The organism is Streptomyces sp. NPDC015139 (assembly GCF_043079785.1).
Taxonomy (GTDB): domain Bacteria; phylum Actinomycetota; class Actinomycetes; order Streptomycetales; family Streptomycetaceae; genus Streptomyces; species Streptomyces albidocamelliae.
The window spans coordinates 166,289-179,819 of record NZ_JBIBUW010000004.1; the positions used below are offsets into that span (position 1 = coordinate 166,289).

General features: G+C 71.8%; 8 protein-coding genes and 1 pseudogene. 2 read left to right on the plus strand and 7 right to left on the minus strand.

Features of this window, described 5'->3' with window-relative positions; translation table 11 throughout:
* Positions 1-29 precede the first annotated feature (29 nt).
* The 3 genes and pseudogenes from ACF08B_RS13130 to ACF08B_RS13140 form a co-directional block, all read right to left on the minus strand.
* Positions 30-3,620 (minus strand): LamG-like jellyroll fold domain-containing protein, encoded by a 3,591-nt coding sequence (locus ACF08B_RS13130; RefSeq protein ID WP_392317401.1) that lies wholly within the window; start codon positions 3,618-3,620, stop codon positions 30-32.
* A gap of 191 nt (positions 3,621-3,811) precedes the next feature.
* Positions 3,812-4,210, minus strand: a complete 399-nt coding sequence (locus tag ACF08B_RS13135) for a tannase/feruloyl esterase family alpha/beta hydrolase (protein ID WP_392317719.1) — start codon at positions 4,208-4,210, stop codon at positions 3,812-3,814.
* A 73-nt stretch (positions 4,211-4,283) separates the two neighbouring features.
* Positions 4,284-5,507: pseudogene (locus tag ACF08B_RS13140) on the minus strand (tannase/feruloyl esterase family alpha/beta hydrolase); the annotation flags it as partial.
* Positions 5,508-5,869: 362 nt separating this feature from the next.
* On the opposite strand from ACF08B_RS13140, the gene ACF08B_RS13145 reads away from it, so the two are divergent.
* A complete protein-coding gene (locus ACF08B_RS13145) occupies positions 5,870-6,298 on the plus strand; it encodes a (2Fe-2S) ferredoxin domain-containing protein (protein ID WP_392317402.1) in 429 nt (142 codons plus the stop codon).
* A gap of 838 nt (positions 6,299-7,136) precedes the next feature.
* On the plus strand, positions 7,137-7,850 hold the full coding sequence (locus ACF08B_RS13150; RefSeq protein WP_392317403.1) for an ANTAR domain-containing protein: 714 nt from the start codon (positions 7,137-7,139) through the stop codon (positions 7,848-7,850).
* A 43-nt stretch (positions 7,851-7,893) separates the two neighbouring features.
* On the opposite strand, the gene meaB is transcribed toward ACF08B_RS13150, so the two are convergent.
* The 4 genes from meaB to ACF08B_RS13170 all read right to left on the minus strand — a co-directional run bounded on the left by meaB (position 7,894) and on the right by ACF08B_RS13170 (position 13,508).
* Positions 7,894-8,898, minus strand: a complete 1,005-nt coding sequence (gene meaB / locus ACF08B_RS13155; RefSeq protein WP_392317404.1) for a methylmalonyl Co-A mutase-associated GTPase MeaB — start codon at positions 8,896-8,898, stop codon at positions 7,894-7,896.
* 6 nt (positions 8,899-8,904) lie between these two features.
* Positions 8,905-11,079 (minus strand): methylmalonyl-CoA mutase, encoded by a 2,175-nt coding sequence (gene scpA / locus ACF08B_RS13160; RefSeq protein ID WP_392317405.1) that lies wholly within the window; start codon positions 11,077-11,079, stop codon positions 8,905-8,907.
* On the minus strand, positions 11,079-12,896 hold the full coding sequence (locus tag ACF08B_RS13165; RefSeq protein WP_392317406.1) for a methylmalonyl-CoA mutase family protein: 1,818 nt from the start codon (positions 12,894-12,896) through the stop codon (positions 11,079-11,081). Before ACF08B_RS13165 ends, scpA begins: the two co-directional genes overlap by 1 nt.
* A gap of 93 nt (positions 12,897-12,989) precedes the next feature.
* The gene (locus tag ACF08B_RS13170; RefSeq protein WP_392317407.1) at positions 12,990-13,508 is read right to left on the minus strand and encodes a MarR family winged helix-turn-helix transcriptional regulator; all 519 of its coding nucleotides are present in this window, start codon (positions 13,506-13,508) and stop codon (positions 12,990-12,992) included.
* Positions 13,509-13,531 lie beyond the last annotated feature (23 nt).

Sequence of the window (13,531 nt, forward strand, 5' to 3'; positions counted from 1 at the left end):
CCGGCAGGCCGATGAACGAAAGGTCGGTGCTACTCGATCGGGACCGGCGGCTCGTCCACCGTCGCGAGCTGGGTGATCTCCGCCTCGGAGAGGACACCCGTGTACACGCGCAGGTCGTCCAGCCGGCCGGGCAGAGCGTTGCCCCATTCGCCGTTGTCGTGCCGGCGGGCGGCACCGACCATCAGTGGGCCGGCGGGCTGGAACGTCGCCTCGCTGAGCACGCCGTCCTCGTCACCCTGCCGCTGCCCGGAGACGTAGAGCTTCACCGACTGGTTCACGGAGTCGAAGACCGCGGTGACGTGCACCCAGCCGCCGGGCGGGTTGACCTCGTCGGAGACGGCCGTCGCTGCGGGGCCGTTGAGCACGTCGGTCCCGTACCGGCCGAAGTTCCAGTCACCGATCGCCTCGCCCGCCTCCTGGCGGTACCAGAGACGGAACGAGTTGCGCTCGGCCCCCGGATGCGCGAAGACGGTCGGTGAGTGCGCGGCGGTGGTGTCGTCGAGCTGCGACTGGGCGGCCAGATTGACCCATCCGGCCACGGTGTAGCTGCCCGACTCGTCCAGTGGGACGGTCGAAGTGGCTTTGCCCAGCTTGGTCTCGTCGAGTTCCAGCACGGTGCCGTGGGCGGGATCGTCGGTGGCCGCGAAGGCGGCACCGGTCTGCAGGGCCAGTGCGTTGCCCCGCCCGGTGGCGTCTGCGGCGCTGGTGCCGGAGGTTTCGTCGAACAGCCAGTTGGCGAGCAGTGTGGCCCGCGTCTGTCCGGTGGCCGGGTCCTCGGCGTTGGCGATCGGCTCCAGTTCGTTCTCGAAGACCACCCGGTTCCACACCTGGACCTGGTCGATGTCGCCCTCGAAGTAGTCGGTGTACCCACCGCCCGCCCGCATGCGGCCGACCTCGAAGGTGCCCTTGGCAGCCCATGGCGTGGTGTATTCCGTGGTGGCCTGGAGACGCCCGTTGACGTAGAAGCGCAGCTGCTTCTTGTTCTGGTCGTAGACGCCCAGCAGGTGGGTCCAGGCACCGACCACGGGCGGTCGCTGCGACAGGGTACGGGTGATGACCGGGGTGTCGCTGTCGGCCGAGTAGCGGTTGAAGACCCAGCGGTCGTAGGACTGCGAGTAGTAGATCTGGAAGCCGCCGGCCCGGCTGCCGCTCTGTGTCACCACGGTCGAGATGTGGTTCTTCGAGGTCAGCCGTGCCCATGCCGAGACGGTGAAGCTGTTGGTCGTGTCCAGTACGGACGCGGCCGTGCTGCCCGAGACGGTGGAGCCGTTCCCGCGCAGGCCCGCGCCCAGGCGTGCCTTGTCCGACCAGGACGCAGAGGTGAGCGTCAGCGGCCGGTTGTGGCCGGAGCCGTCGGCCGCGGTGGTGCCGGTGCCCTCGTCGAGGGTCCAACCCGCCACCGGATCGGCCCCCTTGGCGGCCTTGAACAGGTAGTCGTAGTGCGCGCCCGGGTTTCCCGCGCCGTCGAATGTCTGCACCCGCAGCGTGTTCGTCAGGCGTTTGTCGGGTGCGGCCTCGATCTCGTAGCTGGGCGTGTTGACGCTGAACGTCTTGCTGCCGAGCAGGACGCCGTTGAGCCACCAGTCGTAGCGGCGCACGTCGGTGGCGCCCGCGTCGACCTTGAAGGAGGCCGTCATGCCCACGCTGCCGTACTCCGGGTCGGCCACCTCACAGGTCGTGCCGGCGCACTCCTTGTACACGGTGGAGGAGACCTTCGGCGCGGGCGGGCCCTTGCTGTCGATCTTGAAGTAGCAGTAGCCCGACCATGGCCCGAACAGGGAGGCGGTATCGCCCTTCCAGGTGTACTTGTATTCCGTACGGGCGCGGAACTTGTACACCACGTCGTTGTCGAGCGTGGCCGTCGCGATCGTCCCGGCCGTACCGCTGTCGGTCCAGGTGGACGGCTTCAGCGACGTCGGTGTGGTGCTGCTGCCCCTGTTCAGTTCGAAGTTGGGGCGCAGCGAGGAGTTGGAGGCGTCGGACGAGGTCGGCGTCGCCGTCAGCCGGGGGGTGGTGTCGCGGATGAGTGCCGGCGCGGACGACGCCGAGCAGGACACCTTCGGGTCGGACATCTTCACCGACGAGGGCTTGTCCGCCGGCGGCGTGACGTAGGTGATCGCGAGACGTGGCTGGCGCGAGGACGTGGAGTCCGGGTCGAGCGGCGACATGAACTGCTTCCATGCGATCGGGTCGCCCTCGTCGGCCCGCAGGCCGAGCGTGGTCAGGGTGTCCTTCGCCTTCGCGGTGTACGCCACGGCCGAGGTCGCATCGAACTCGATGTCGCCGTCGGGACAGTCGGACGAGAAGCCCTTGGCCGCGGAGACCGTGTCGGACTTCGTGTACCACTTGGGCGGATTCCTGGTCCATGTGGTCGACGACGAGATCTGACTGGTGCGGTACAGGTCGATGTCGTGCTTCACGCAGTTCGCCGACCAGATGGCGTATGGCGTGAAGGTCGCGGCGAGGATCTTCTTGCCGGCGACCCTGCGGGTGTCGAACTGGAAGAGCGACCGGGCCTTCTTGTTGTCAACGTACGCGTCGTAGCCGACGCCGAGGGCGTGCTTCGTCTTCCAGAAGCTCGTCGTGGGCTCGCTGGACCAGATGGTCGTCCAGCCCGTGAGCGTGGCCTTCACCGCGGGCGGGTCCAGGACGACGGGGTAGACAGTGGAGCTGTCGGCGAGGAAGTCCTGGTCGGGTGTGATGGTCAGGGTTCTGTCGGTGACGCCGGTGTCCATGACCGCCGTACGCGATCCCGGGCCGGCGCCGAGTGGGGCGGTCCCGGTGCCCGCAGAGGTGGACACGTCGGCGAGGACGGCCGAACCGGAGCGCGACTTCGGGGACTTGGCCCTGGCCGAGGACCCCGTCCGGGCGGCCGCCTGCTGCGCTCCCGAGTCCCACATCAGCGCAGAACCACTGGAGATGACGGGACGTCCGGAGCCGTCCACGAACGCGGCGGTGCCGGAGTCGTCGGAGCGGGCGGTCAGGCCACGCGTTTCGAGGGGGAAACTCACCTTCCTGAGCGCGGGGTCGGCGGCTGCCTTCCGCGAGCGGAGCACCAAGTGGTAGGTGAAGCCGTCCGGGTGGACCTGCACGGCGAGGTCCACGTCCGGCAGTACGGAGCGGTAGAGGGCTGAGGAGCCCTGGATCTCGGGCTTTGGCAACGGCCATGGGGAGGAGACCGCGTACTCACGGCCACCGGTGAGCATCCGGGCCAGCGGTGCGCCCGGCCCGCCTCCGGACAGCCGGATGTCCTCGGCCGCCCGGGGCGCGAGACTTCCGTCGGCGCGCTCTTCCAGGGCGGTGTCGATGCCGGTCCATTCACCGTTCTTGCGGACCCGCTCCGGAGACACCGACGTCTCGGCCGTGAAGGTACCGTCCGGGTTGGCGAGGACGCGTCCGGTGGGGGAGGTCAGTTGGGCCACCTCCACTCGGTGGCCGGAGGCCACGGCCTCCTTCGACGCCTTCTCCTCGGCGGTGGGTTCCGGGAGTTGGTCGTCCTCCCAGAAGTCCTTGCCACGAGCGGTGGCGTCGGCCGTCCGGCCGACGCCACCCGATGCCGTGCCCGCCGCCTGCGCCGGAAGTGCCCCTGCCAGTGCCAGTGCGGCACAGGCGAAGGCCAATCCCCCACGCAGCGTTCTCCTGCGACGTCTTGGTCGCACGATCCCCCCGCTTTCTTTAATTTTTCATAAGAATCTTGAGCATCGACAGGCTACTTACTTACTCCCTCCTTACCAACGGAGATGCCGGAGACAAAGATCACAGGATCTCCACATGTCGACCGGCCACACAACACCCATGAGGGTGGGGGCACTTACGCCCTGATTCTGGTCACCACCCACCTCCCGTGGACCCGCTCGCCCACCGTCTCGTAGCCGGAGCGGAAGGAGCCCAGCCAGTTCAGGGTCAGGGTGGATTCCGCGCGCGACAGCACCGGGGTGTAGCCGGCGTGGGTGTGCCGAGCGACGTAGGGGAAGGGGTAGACCGGGCGGGCGTCGGTGGTGGTGCCGTCGGCGGCCACCGACCGGGTCGGCAGGCTCGCCGGGGCCTTGCCCTCGGTCACCCAGTCGACCAGGGCGGTCAGCGCGTCGAACGTGCTCGGGCCCTGGCCGCCGCCGCAGTGGGCGACGCCCGGCAACAGGAAGAGACGCGCGAAGTCCTCCGTCGCCGCCGTGCCGCCCATCGCCTTCGTCACCGCCTTGTAGTAGGCCATGGTGCCGACGGCCGCCGCCCGACGCCTTGAACGCCGTCAGGTCGGGGTCGGTGGCGTCGTACACGCCCTCGTTCGGCCGCATGATCTTCTCGAAGTAGGCGGAGGTGAACTTGACGTCCTTGTACGTCAGTTCCGGGCGCGGCTCGTCGAAGACCAGGTAGCGGACGGTGTCCTTGACGAAGTTGATGTCACCGGTGGTGCCGGTGGCCGTGGCCGGCACGATGACGCCGGCCCAGTTCAGCTCGGAACCGCGCAGCTGGTAGCCCGGGTACAGCAGTTCGCCGTGCTCGTCGGTGGGGCCCGCGTAGATCCGGCGCAGGGTGGTGACCTGGTCGGCGGTCAGGCAGTAGGCGTCGGTCCTGGCGGTCCGTCCCGCCTCGCACTTGATGGACGCCGGGTCCCATGTGCAGCTCAGCGGGTCGGTGATGATCCCGCCGGTGGCTCCGCAGCCCTTGAGCACGGCCCGGTGCAGCGGCTCCAGGTCGGCGGTGGTGAGGGTGGCGGGCCCGCCCCGGAGGAAGACCGACCGGGCGGTCCAGGCGTGCGAGGAGGTGTTCAGCGCGGTGAAGTTGTTGGCCGGTGCGCCGGAGACGATGCCGTCGAAGTCGTCCGGGTAGCGCTGGGCCTCGGTCAGGCCCTGGTGGCCGCCCTGGGAGCAGCCGTCGAAGTAGGAGTGTGCGGCGGCCCTGCCGTAGTAGCTCCTGACGACGGCCTTGGCCACCCGCACCAGTTGGTGGTCCGACTTGTAGCCGAAGTCGGCGCGCAGGGCTGGGTCGGTGCCGAACAGGCCGCCGCCCTGCGAGTGGCCCTCGTCGCTGGAGGCGACCGCGAAGGCGCCGTCGGTCAGCGGGACACAGCCGGCCGACGCCGCCGCGCTGTCCGTGCTCACGCTGCCGCACAGGCCGCCGCAGCCCAACTGGAGGTAGGCGCCCTGCCAGCCGTTCCGCGGCAGCCGCAGCTCGAAGTGGATCTGCGGGGCGATCACGCCCCGGACGTCGCAGGCCGCCCATGGGCCGAGCTTGTTGTCGCCGGCCGACAGCTCGGTGGCCGACGTGATCTGGAAGGGCGCGCCGGGTACGGCCGCGGCCAGGTCGAGCGTGGTGACGTCGGAGCAGGACATCGCCGTGGCGATACCGGCGGACGTACTGCCGGCCGGGACGGCGCCCGTCGGGGTCCGGTCGGCTCGGGTGCCGCCGGCGGCGGTGCCGCCGAAGGCCGTCAGCGCGCCGGTGAGGACGGTGAGGACGGCCAGGACGGCGGCGCCCTTCCAGCGGCGCCATCGGAAGAACACGGGCATGCGCGAGCTCCGTTCGGTCGTGGGTGGGGGAGTGCCGCCGGGGCGGGGACGCTCGGGCGGTGCGCCGCGCCGGACGCGGCGGCTGTCCGGCCGGACCGGTCGGTCGCAGATGGTGCCCAGGGGTACGGCCCGGGGTGCCGGGGTGCCGGGGTGTCGGGGTGTTCGGGGTGCGCCTACGTCATCCGCCGGGTGGGCGGGGCGGGTTGGTCCACTGTTGCGGCACGGCAGGAACCTAGTCCGGCGCTCCGGGCCGGGGCATGGGTTGTTGACGAGATTGTTGACGATCTGGTGTGCCGGTGAGCCATATGATCAAGGAGGAAGCGACCGCGTTCCGGGGAAACCGGTGGGAGGGGTGGGGGAGCGTGCCCGAGAGGCCGGCCGAAGAGGTACCCGGCGGTGTGGCGGTGCGGGGCGCCGGCCCGGCGCCCTGCCGTGTCGTCGTCTGCCGGGACTGTTGCTGCGGCACCGCCAAGGTGGCCGGCGTCGATCACGCGGGGCAGACCGCGCGCCTGGAAGCGGAGGTGCCCCTGCGCATCTCGGCCTGCCTCGACGTGTGCGAACAGGCCAACGTCGTCGTCGTACAGCCCTCCGCCGCGGGGCGGGCCGCCGGTGCGCGGCCGGTGTGGCTGGGCCTCGTCAACGATCCCGACGCGATCGAGGACGTCATCGGCTGGGTGCACGCGGGCGGCCCGGGCGCCGCCCCCATGCCGGACATCCTCGACCTCTACACCTTCACCCCACCCCGCCTGGCCGGCACGGCATCCCGAGACGGTCGCCGCGTCGGTCCGTGACCTCGCGCGGGGCTGCGCGGCACGGGGGGGTCGGGCCCGCGCCGGTCCCTGGGCCGCGCCGGTTCTGAGCAGCGGAAACACGCGAGCCGCGCCAGTCGCTGAGCCGGACGGGCACCGGAACGTGCGCAGGCCGCGAGCCGCGGAGGCACGCGAGCCATATCGTCCCCGCCCGCACCGGTCCCTGAGCCGCACGGGCACCGGAGCCCGCCTAGCCCCGTTCCGCAGAGGCAGCGAGCCGCGCAGGCCGGGGGCCGCGTGGACAGCCGAGCCGCACGGCCCCCGGCCCGCATCGGCACCGGAGCCCGCGCAGGCCCCGAGTCGCGCAGGCGGCCGAGCCGCACCGGCGTTGTCCGCCCGCACCGGCGCTCTCCGCCCGCACCGGCCCCCGCCGCACCGGCGGCCCTCACCCCGTACCGCCACCCGATCCGGCACCGATCCGGCCCCTGACTCGGCTCCCTGGGGCGACCTCCATGCCCGAAGGTTCCGCACGTGCCGCGTGGGGCACCCGTCGTGGTGGCCATCCGTGGCCGTGGGTGTCGTGGTGCCGCCGACCATGGCCACGACCGTCGAGCGGGCCCCGAGCAGTCGGTCCGTCCACCGTCTCGTCCGCCGACGAGTGCCCCACGCCCGCCCGAGGAGGCACCGGCACACGGAGCGGCGCGGGACGCGACGAGGTCCCCCACGCCCGCCCGGCACGCGCCGGCGAGGCGTCCCGCGGCCCCCACGGAACAGGGCCTCCGGCCACCACCGGCGCGGACGCCCCCCGATGCCCTTCCGGGATGCGATCGTGGGAAGTGGGCAGGTGGTCCGACGGGTGACGAACGCGAGGAGGTACCTCATGCGGAACGACGGAACGGACCAGGTCGACTGGCGCGGGTTCGCCGAGCAGATGGCGACCATGGCGCGTGACCTGCTGGCGCAGGATTCGGTGACCCGGACCCTGGACCGGATCACCGCTTCCGCCGTCGAACTCGTCCCCGGCTGTGACGCGTCCGGCATCCTCATTCTGCACAGCAAGGGCGCGAAGACCCTCGCCCCGACCGAGCAGCTCGTCGTCGACAGCGACCGGATCCAGACGGACCTGCGGGAAGGCCCCTGCTACGACGTGGCGAGCCGGGAGAACCCGGAGCGGGTCTTCCGCATCGAGGACTTCCGCGAGGAGCACCCCCGCTGGCCCGCCTACGTCTCCCAGGCCCGCGAACTGGGCGTGCGCAGCATGATGGGCTTCCTGCTCTTCACCGAGGACGAGGACCTGGGCGCCCTGAACCTGTACTCCCGCAGCCCGGGGGTGTTCGACGAGGCCGGAGAGACGGCCGGCTGGCTGCTCGCCTCGCACGCCGCCGTGGCCTTCTCCAGTGCCCGCACGCACGCCCAGCTGGAGCAGGCCGTCGAGACCCGGCACCTCATCGGTGAGGCCATGGGCATCCTCATGGGCTCCCACGACCTCACCGAGGACCAGGCCTTCGACGTGCTGCGCCGCTACTCCCAGGAGAACAACGTCAAGCTCCGGGAGGTGGCCCGCCGGGTCTGCGAGCACGGCGCCCCGGGCTGAGCGGCCCCCTCGGACCGGCCCCCTCGGACCGGGCGCTCCGGGATCAGGCGTCCGCCGGGGGAGCCGTACGCCCCTCGAACGCCTCCAGAATGCGTTCCGCCGCCAGGGTGGCGGTCAACCGGCCCTCCCTGACCTGCCGTTCCAGCTCCGGCGCCGCCTCGCGCACCGCCGGGTCGGCGTGCAGCCGGCCCAGCACCTCGTCGCGGACCATCGACCAGGTCCAGCCGACCTGCTGCTCCCGCCGTTTGGCGGCGAGCCGCCCGGTGGAGTCCAGCAGGGTGCGGTGCTGTTCGAGGCGCTCCCAGACGGTGTCGAGGCCGGCCGACTCCCGCGCGCTGCAGTGCAGCACCGGCGGAGCCCAGAAGGCGTCCTTGCCGTGCATCAGGCGCAGCGCGCCCGCCAGCTCCCGTGCGGCCGCGCGGGCGTCGCGCTCGTGCGGGCCGTCGGCCTTGTTGACGGTGATCACGTCGGCCAGTTCCAGGACGCCCTTCTTGATGCCCTGGAGCTGGTCGCCGGTGCGCGCGAGCGTCAGCAGCAGGAAGGAGTCGACCATGTCGGCGACCGCGGTCTCGGACTGCCCGACGCCGACGGTCTCCACGAGGATCACGTCGTAGCCGGCCGCCTCCATGACCACCATCGACTCCCGGGTGGCCTTCGCGACCCCGCCCAGCGTGCCCGCGCTGGGGGAGGGCCGCACGAAGGCGTCCGGGTCCACCGCGAGCCGTTCCATCCGGGTCTTGTCGCCCAGGATGGAACCGCCGGTGCGGGTGGACGACGGATCCACGGCGAGCACCGCGACCCGGTGGCCCAGCGAGGTCAGCATGGTGCCGAACGCGTCGATGAAAGTCGATTTGCCGACACCCGGGACGCCGCTCACGCCGATCCGCCGCGCCCGGCCGCTGTGCGGCAGCAGCTCGGTGAGGAGCCGCTGCGCCAGCGCCCGGTGCGCGGGCCGGGTGGACTCGACGAGGGTGATGGCGCGGGCCACCAGGGCCCGCTTCCCGTCGAGCACACCCTTCACGTACGTGTCGAGCTCGATCGCTGCCATCGGGCTCTACAGATCGTGGCCGAGGTCGGCCGACAGCCGCTTCACCAGGTCGTACGCCGCGTCCGGGATCACCGTCCCGGGCGGGAACACGGCCGTGGCACCCATCTCCAGCAGGGTCGGCACGTCCTGCGGCGGGATCACCCCACCGACCACGATCATGATGTCCTCCCGGCCCTCCTCGGCGAGCGCCTCGCGCAGCGCCGGGACCAGGGTGAGGTGACCGGCGGCCAGCGAGGACACGCCCACCACGTGGACGTCCGCCTCGACGGCCTGCCGGGCGACCTCCTCCGGGGTCTGGAACAGCGGGCCGACGTCCACGTCGAAGCCGAGGTCGGCGAAGCCGGTGGCGATCACCTTCTGGCCGCGGTCGTGGCCGTCCTGGCCCATCTTGGCGACCAGGATGCGCGGCCGGCGCCCCTCGGCCTCGTCGAAGGCGTCGACCAGGGCACGGGTGCGGTCCACGGACGGGGACTCCCCTGTTTCGCTGCGGTACACGCCGGAGATCGTACGAATCTGGCTCTGGTGACGGCCGTACACCTTCTCCAGGGCGTCGGAGATCTCGCCCACGGTCGCCTTGGCGCGGGCCGCGTGGACGGCCAGCTCCAGCAGATTGCCCTCGCCGTCGGCGGCCCGGGTCAGCGCGTCCAGCGCGTCCCGGCAGGCCTGCTCGTCCCGCTCCGCACGCAGCCGCCGCAGCTTCTCGATCTGCTGGGCCCGCACCGAGGAGTTGTCGACCTTGAGGACCTCGATCTGCTCGTCGCTGTCCACGCGGTACTTGTTGACGCCGATCACCGGCTGACGCCCGGAGTCGATGCGGGCCTGGGTGCGGGCCGCCGCCTCCTCCACGCGCAGCTTGGGGATGCCGGCGTCGATGGCCTGCGCCATGCCGCCCGCCCCCTCGACCTCCTGGATGTGCGCCCAGGCCTTGCGCGCGAGGTCGTACGTCAGCCGCTCCACGTAGGCGCTGCCGCCCCAGGGGTCGATGACCCGGGTGGTGCCCGACTCCTGCTGGATGAGCAGCTGGGTGTTGCGGGCGATGCGCGCGGAGAAGTCCGTGGGCAGGGCCAGGGCCTCGTCGAGCGCGTTGGTGTGCAGCGACTGGGTGTGGCCCTGGGTCGCGGCCATCGCCTCCACACAGGTGCGCGTGACGTTGTTGAACACGTCCTGGGCGGTCAGCGACCAGCCCGAGGTCTGCGAATGGGTGCGCAGAGAGAGGGACTTGCTGTTCTTCGGCTCGAACTGCGAGACCAGCTTGGCCCACAGCAGCCGCGCCGCGCGCAGCTTGGCGACCTCCATGAAGAAGTTCATGCCGATCGCCCAGAAGAACGACAGCCGGGGCGCGAACGCGTCCACGTCCAGACCGGCCTCGCGTCCGGCGCGGAGGTACTCGACGCCGTCCGCGAGGGTGTACGCCAGCTCCAGGTCGGCCGTGGCCCCGGCCTCCTGGATGTGGTAGCCCGAGATGGAGATGGAGTTGTAGCGGGGCATCCGCTGCGAGGTGTACGCGAAGATGTCGGAGATGATCCGCATCGACGGCTTCGGCGGATAGATGTAGGTGTTGCGGACCATGAACTCCTTCAGAATGTCGTTCTGAATGGTTCCGGCCAGCTTCTCGGGCGGTACGCCCTGCTCCTCCGCCGCCACGATGTACAGCGCCAGCACCGGCAGCACGGCGCCGTTCATCGTCATCGACACGGTCATCCTGTCCAACGGGATGCCGTCGAACAGCTGCCGCATGTCGTAGATCGAGTCGATCGCCACGCCCGCCATGCCGACGTCGCCGGTGACGCGCGGGTGGTCGCTGTCGTAACCCCGGTGCGTGGGCAGGTCGAAGGCGACGGACAGGCCCTTCTGGCCCGCCGCCAGGTTGCGCCGGTAGAAGGCGTTGGACTCCTCGGCGGTGGAGAAGCCCGCGTACTGGCGGATCGTCCAGGGCTGGTTGACGTACATCGTCGGGTACGGTCCGCGCAGGTACGGCGCCATGCCGGGGAACGTGTCGAGGAAGTCCAGGCCCTCCAGGTCGCGCCCGGTGTACAGCGGCTTGACCCCGATGCCCTCCGGGGTCTCCCACAGCGGTTCCTCACCGCCGGTCGCCCGCTTGACGGCGGCACGCCACTCCTCGGCACTGCCGTCGGCGACCGGGGTCCCCAGCTCGATGCCGGAGAAGTCGGGGATTCCCATCAGGACACTCCCATGCGGTCCAGGGTCGCGGACAGGACGTCGATGGCGTCGCAGCCCGCGAAGACGTACGAGTCGACGCCCGTGTACTCGGCCGGGCGGCCCGCGAGGAACACGTGCCGGGCACCCGCCGCGCGCAGGGACCGTGCGGTCTGCTCGGCCTGTTCGGCGTAGAGCGCGTCGCTGGAGCAGAGCACGGCCTCGGTGGCGCCGCTGTCCTCGAAGCGGCCCTCGGTGACCGGCTCGATGCCGCCCGCCTGGAAGAGGTTGGCCGCGAAGGTCGAGCGCGCGGTGTACTCGGCGGCCGAGCCCAGCGCGGCGAGGAAGACGCGCGGGCGGGCGCCGGTCGCCGCGAGGTGCGCGTCCGAGCGGGCGCGCAGCTCCTCGTACGCCTCGTCCCGGCGGACCCGCGGCAGACCGCCGGACGGCTGCTCGGGCGCGGGCGCGCGCTCCACCGGCTTCTCGGCGAGGAACGGGAACTCGCTGACACCGGTGATGGGTTCGCGCCGCTTGGCGAGCTTCTTGGACCGCTCCGCCCATGTCGTCGCCAGGTCCGTACGCAGCCGGCCGGAGCGCAGTACGGCGGCCTGTCCCGCGTCGCGCTCGATCGACCGGAAGAACTCCCAGGCGGCGCCCGCGAGTTCGTCCGTCAGCCGCTCGACGTAATAGGAGCCGCCCGCCGGGTCGACGACCCGGGCCAGGTGGGACTCCTCGATCAGGATGGTGGAGGTGTTGCGGGCGATGCGGCGGGCGAAGGCGTCGGGCAGGCCCAGCGCGTGGTCGAACGGCAGCACGGTCACCGAGTCCGCGCCGCCGACCCCGGCGGCCAGCGTCGCCACCGTCGTGCGCAGCATGTTCACCCACGGGTCGCGGCGGGACATCATCACCGGCGAGGTCACCGCGTGCTGCACCTGCGCGCCGGCGCCCGGTGCCCCGGACACCTCGGCGACACGCGCCCACAGCCGGCGCGCCGCGCGCAGCTTGGCGATGGTCAGGAACTGGTCTGCGGTGGCCGCGTAGCGGAACTCCAGCTGGGCAGCGGCCTGTTCGACGCCGAGTCCGGCCTCCGTCAGCTCCCGCAGGTAGGCGACAGCGGTGGCGAGCGAGGCGCCCAGCTCCTGCGCGGCCGAGCCGCCCGCCTCGTGGTACGGCAGCGCGTCCACGGTCAGCGCGCGCAGCCCCGGGTACGTCTCGGCGCAGCGTGCGGCCAGGGCGGCGAACGGTGCGAACTCCAGGGCCTCGCCGGTCCGTGCCTCGTGGCCGAGCGGGTCGGCGCCCAGGGTGCCGCGGACGGCCTTGGGGTCGACGCCCTGCTCCTCGTACAGCCGCAGCAGCGCCGCGGCGGCGGCCGCGGTGTCACGGCCCGCGTCCAGCGCGACGGGCGCCAGGTCGAGATAGACACCGTCGAGCGCGCGGCCCAGCTCCGGGACCGGGATACCGCCCTCGCCCAGCACCAGCCACAGCGAGGAGACGCCGTTCTCCAGATCGGCCAGCACGGCGCTCGCCGAGCGGTCGGTGAGCACGGCGTGCCGCTGACGCACGTCCCAGCCGCCCGTGACACCGCCCTCGGCGCGGCCGCCCCGTACGAAGGGGGCGAAGCCCGGCAGGCCGGGGTCGGGCGCGGCGTCGCGCGCGGTGTAGAGGGGCCGGGTGCGCAGCCCGTCCTCCAGCGTCGTGGACAGGGCGTCCTCAGCTGCCGCGCCCGAGACTTCCTTGCCCGACTTGCGCAGCACACCCTCGACCAGGCGTTGCCACTGCTCGTGTGTCGCGTCAGGGAACTCGGCGGCCAGTGGGAGCCCGTCGTCAGGCAGGACCGTCATGCTCGGATGCTAGGGCAGGCCGCTCAACCGAGTGCAGCGCGGGGGCTGTGAGCTTTCTCCCCTTGCGGTTGTGACCTGCGCCTCCCCGGGCCGTCACGGCCGGCTCGCGGGCCGGTCCGCCCCCTGCTCCAGGTCGGGTACGAGCGCGCACATGGCCGCGCGCTGGTCGGGGCCGACGGAGTCGGAGAGGGCCTGCCGCACGGTGCCGGCCAGCAGCGACGACGTCTCGCGCAGCCGGTCGCGCGCCTTCTCGGTGAGGGCGACCTGCACGCCGCGCTTGTCGCCGCACACGGACGTGCGGCTGACGAGGCCCGCGTGCTGGAGGCAGGCGATCTGGTAGGTGAGCCGTGTCTTGGGGCGGCCGAGGAGATCGGCCACCTGGGTCATGCGCAGTCCGTCGCGGGGCTGTCCGGCGAGCAGGCACAGGATCAGGAACTCGTCGTGGGAGACGTCGAGGGTCTCCTTCACGACCGTCCGCAGGCGCTGCTCCACGGCGCCGGTCGCGGCGAGCAGGACCATCCAGGCGCGCAACTCGTCCGGGAGCAGCCCGTCGCCACCGCCGGCGGACGGGCATCCGGGCTGGTCGGTGGGGTGGGTGTCGGCGGAGGACATGGCTTGAGTCTACCTGTGGTCCA

Coding starts and splice junctions, on each gene's coding strand:
- ACF08B_RS13135 (WP_392317719.1), bottom strand. CDS start 4,210: ATGGCCTACTACAAGGCGGTGACGAAGGCGATGGGCGGCACGGCGGCG.
- ACF08B_RS13150 (WP_392317403.1), top strand. CDS start 7,137: ATGCGGAACGACGGAACGGACCAGGTCGACTGGCGCGGGTTCGCCGAG.
- meaB (WP_392317404.1), bottom strand. CDS start 8,898: ATGGCAGCGATCGAGCTCGACACGTACGTGAAGGGTGTGCTCGACGGG.
- scpA (WP_392317405.1), bottom strand. CDS start 11,079: ATGGGAATCCCCGACTTCTCCGGCATCGAGCTGGGGACCCCGGTCGCC.
- ACF08B_RS13165 (WP_392317406.1), bottom strand. CDS start 12,896: ATGACGGTCCTGCCTGACGACGGGCTCCCACTGGCCGCCGAGTTCCCT.
- ACF08B_RS13170 (WP_392317407.1), bottom strand. CDS start 13,508: ATGTCCTCCGCCGACACCCACCCCACCGACCAGCCCGGATGCCCGTCC.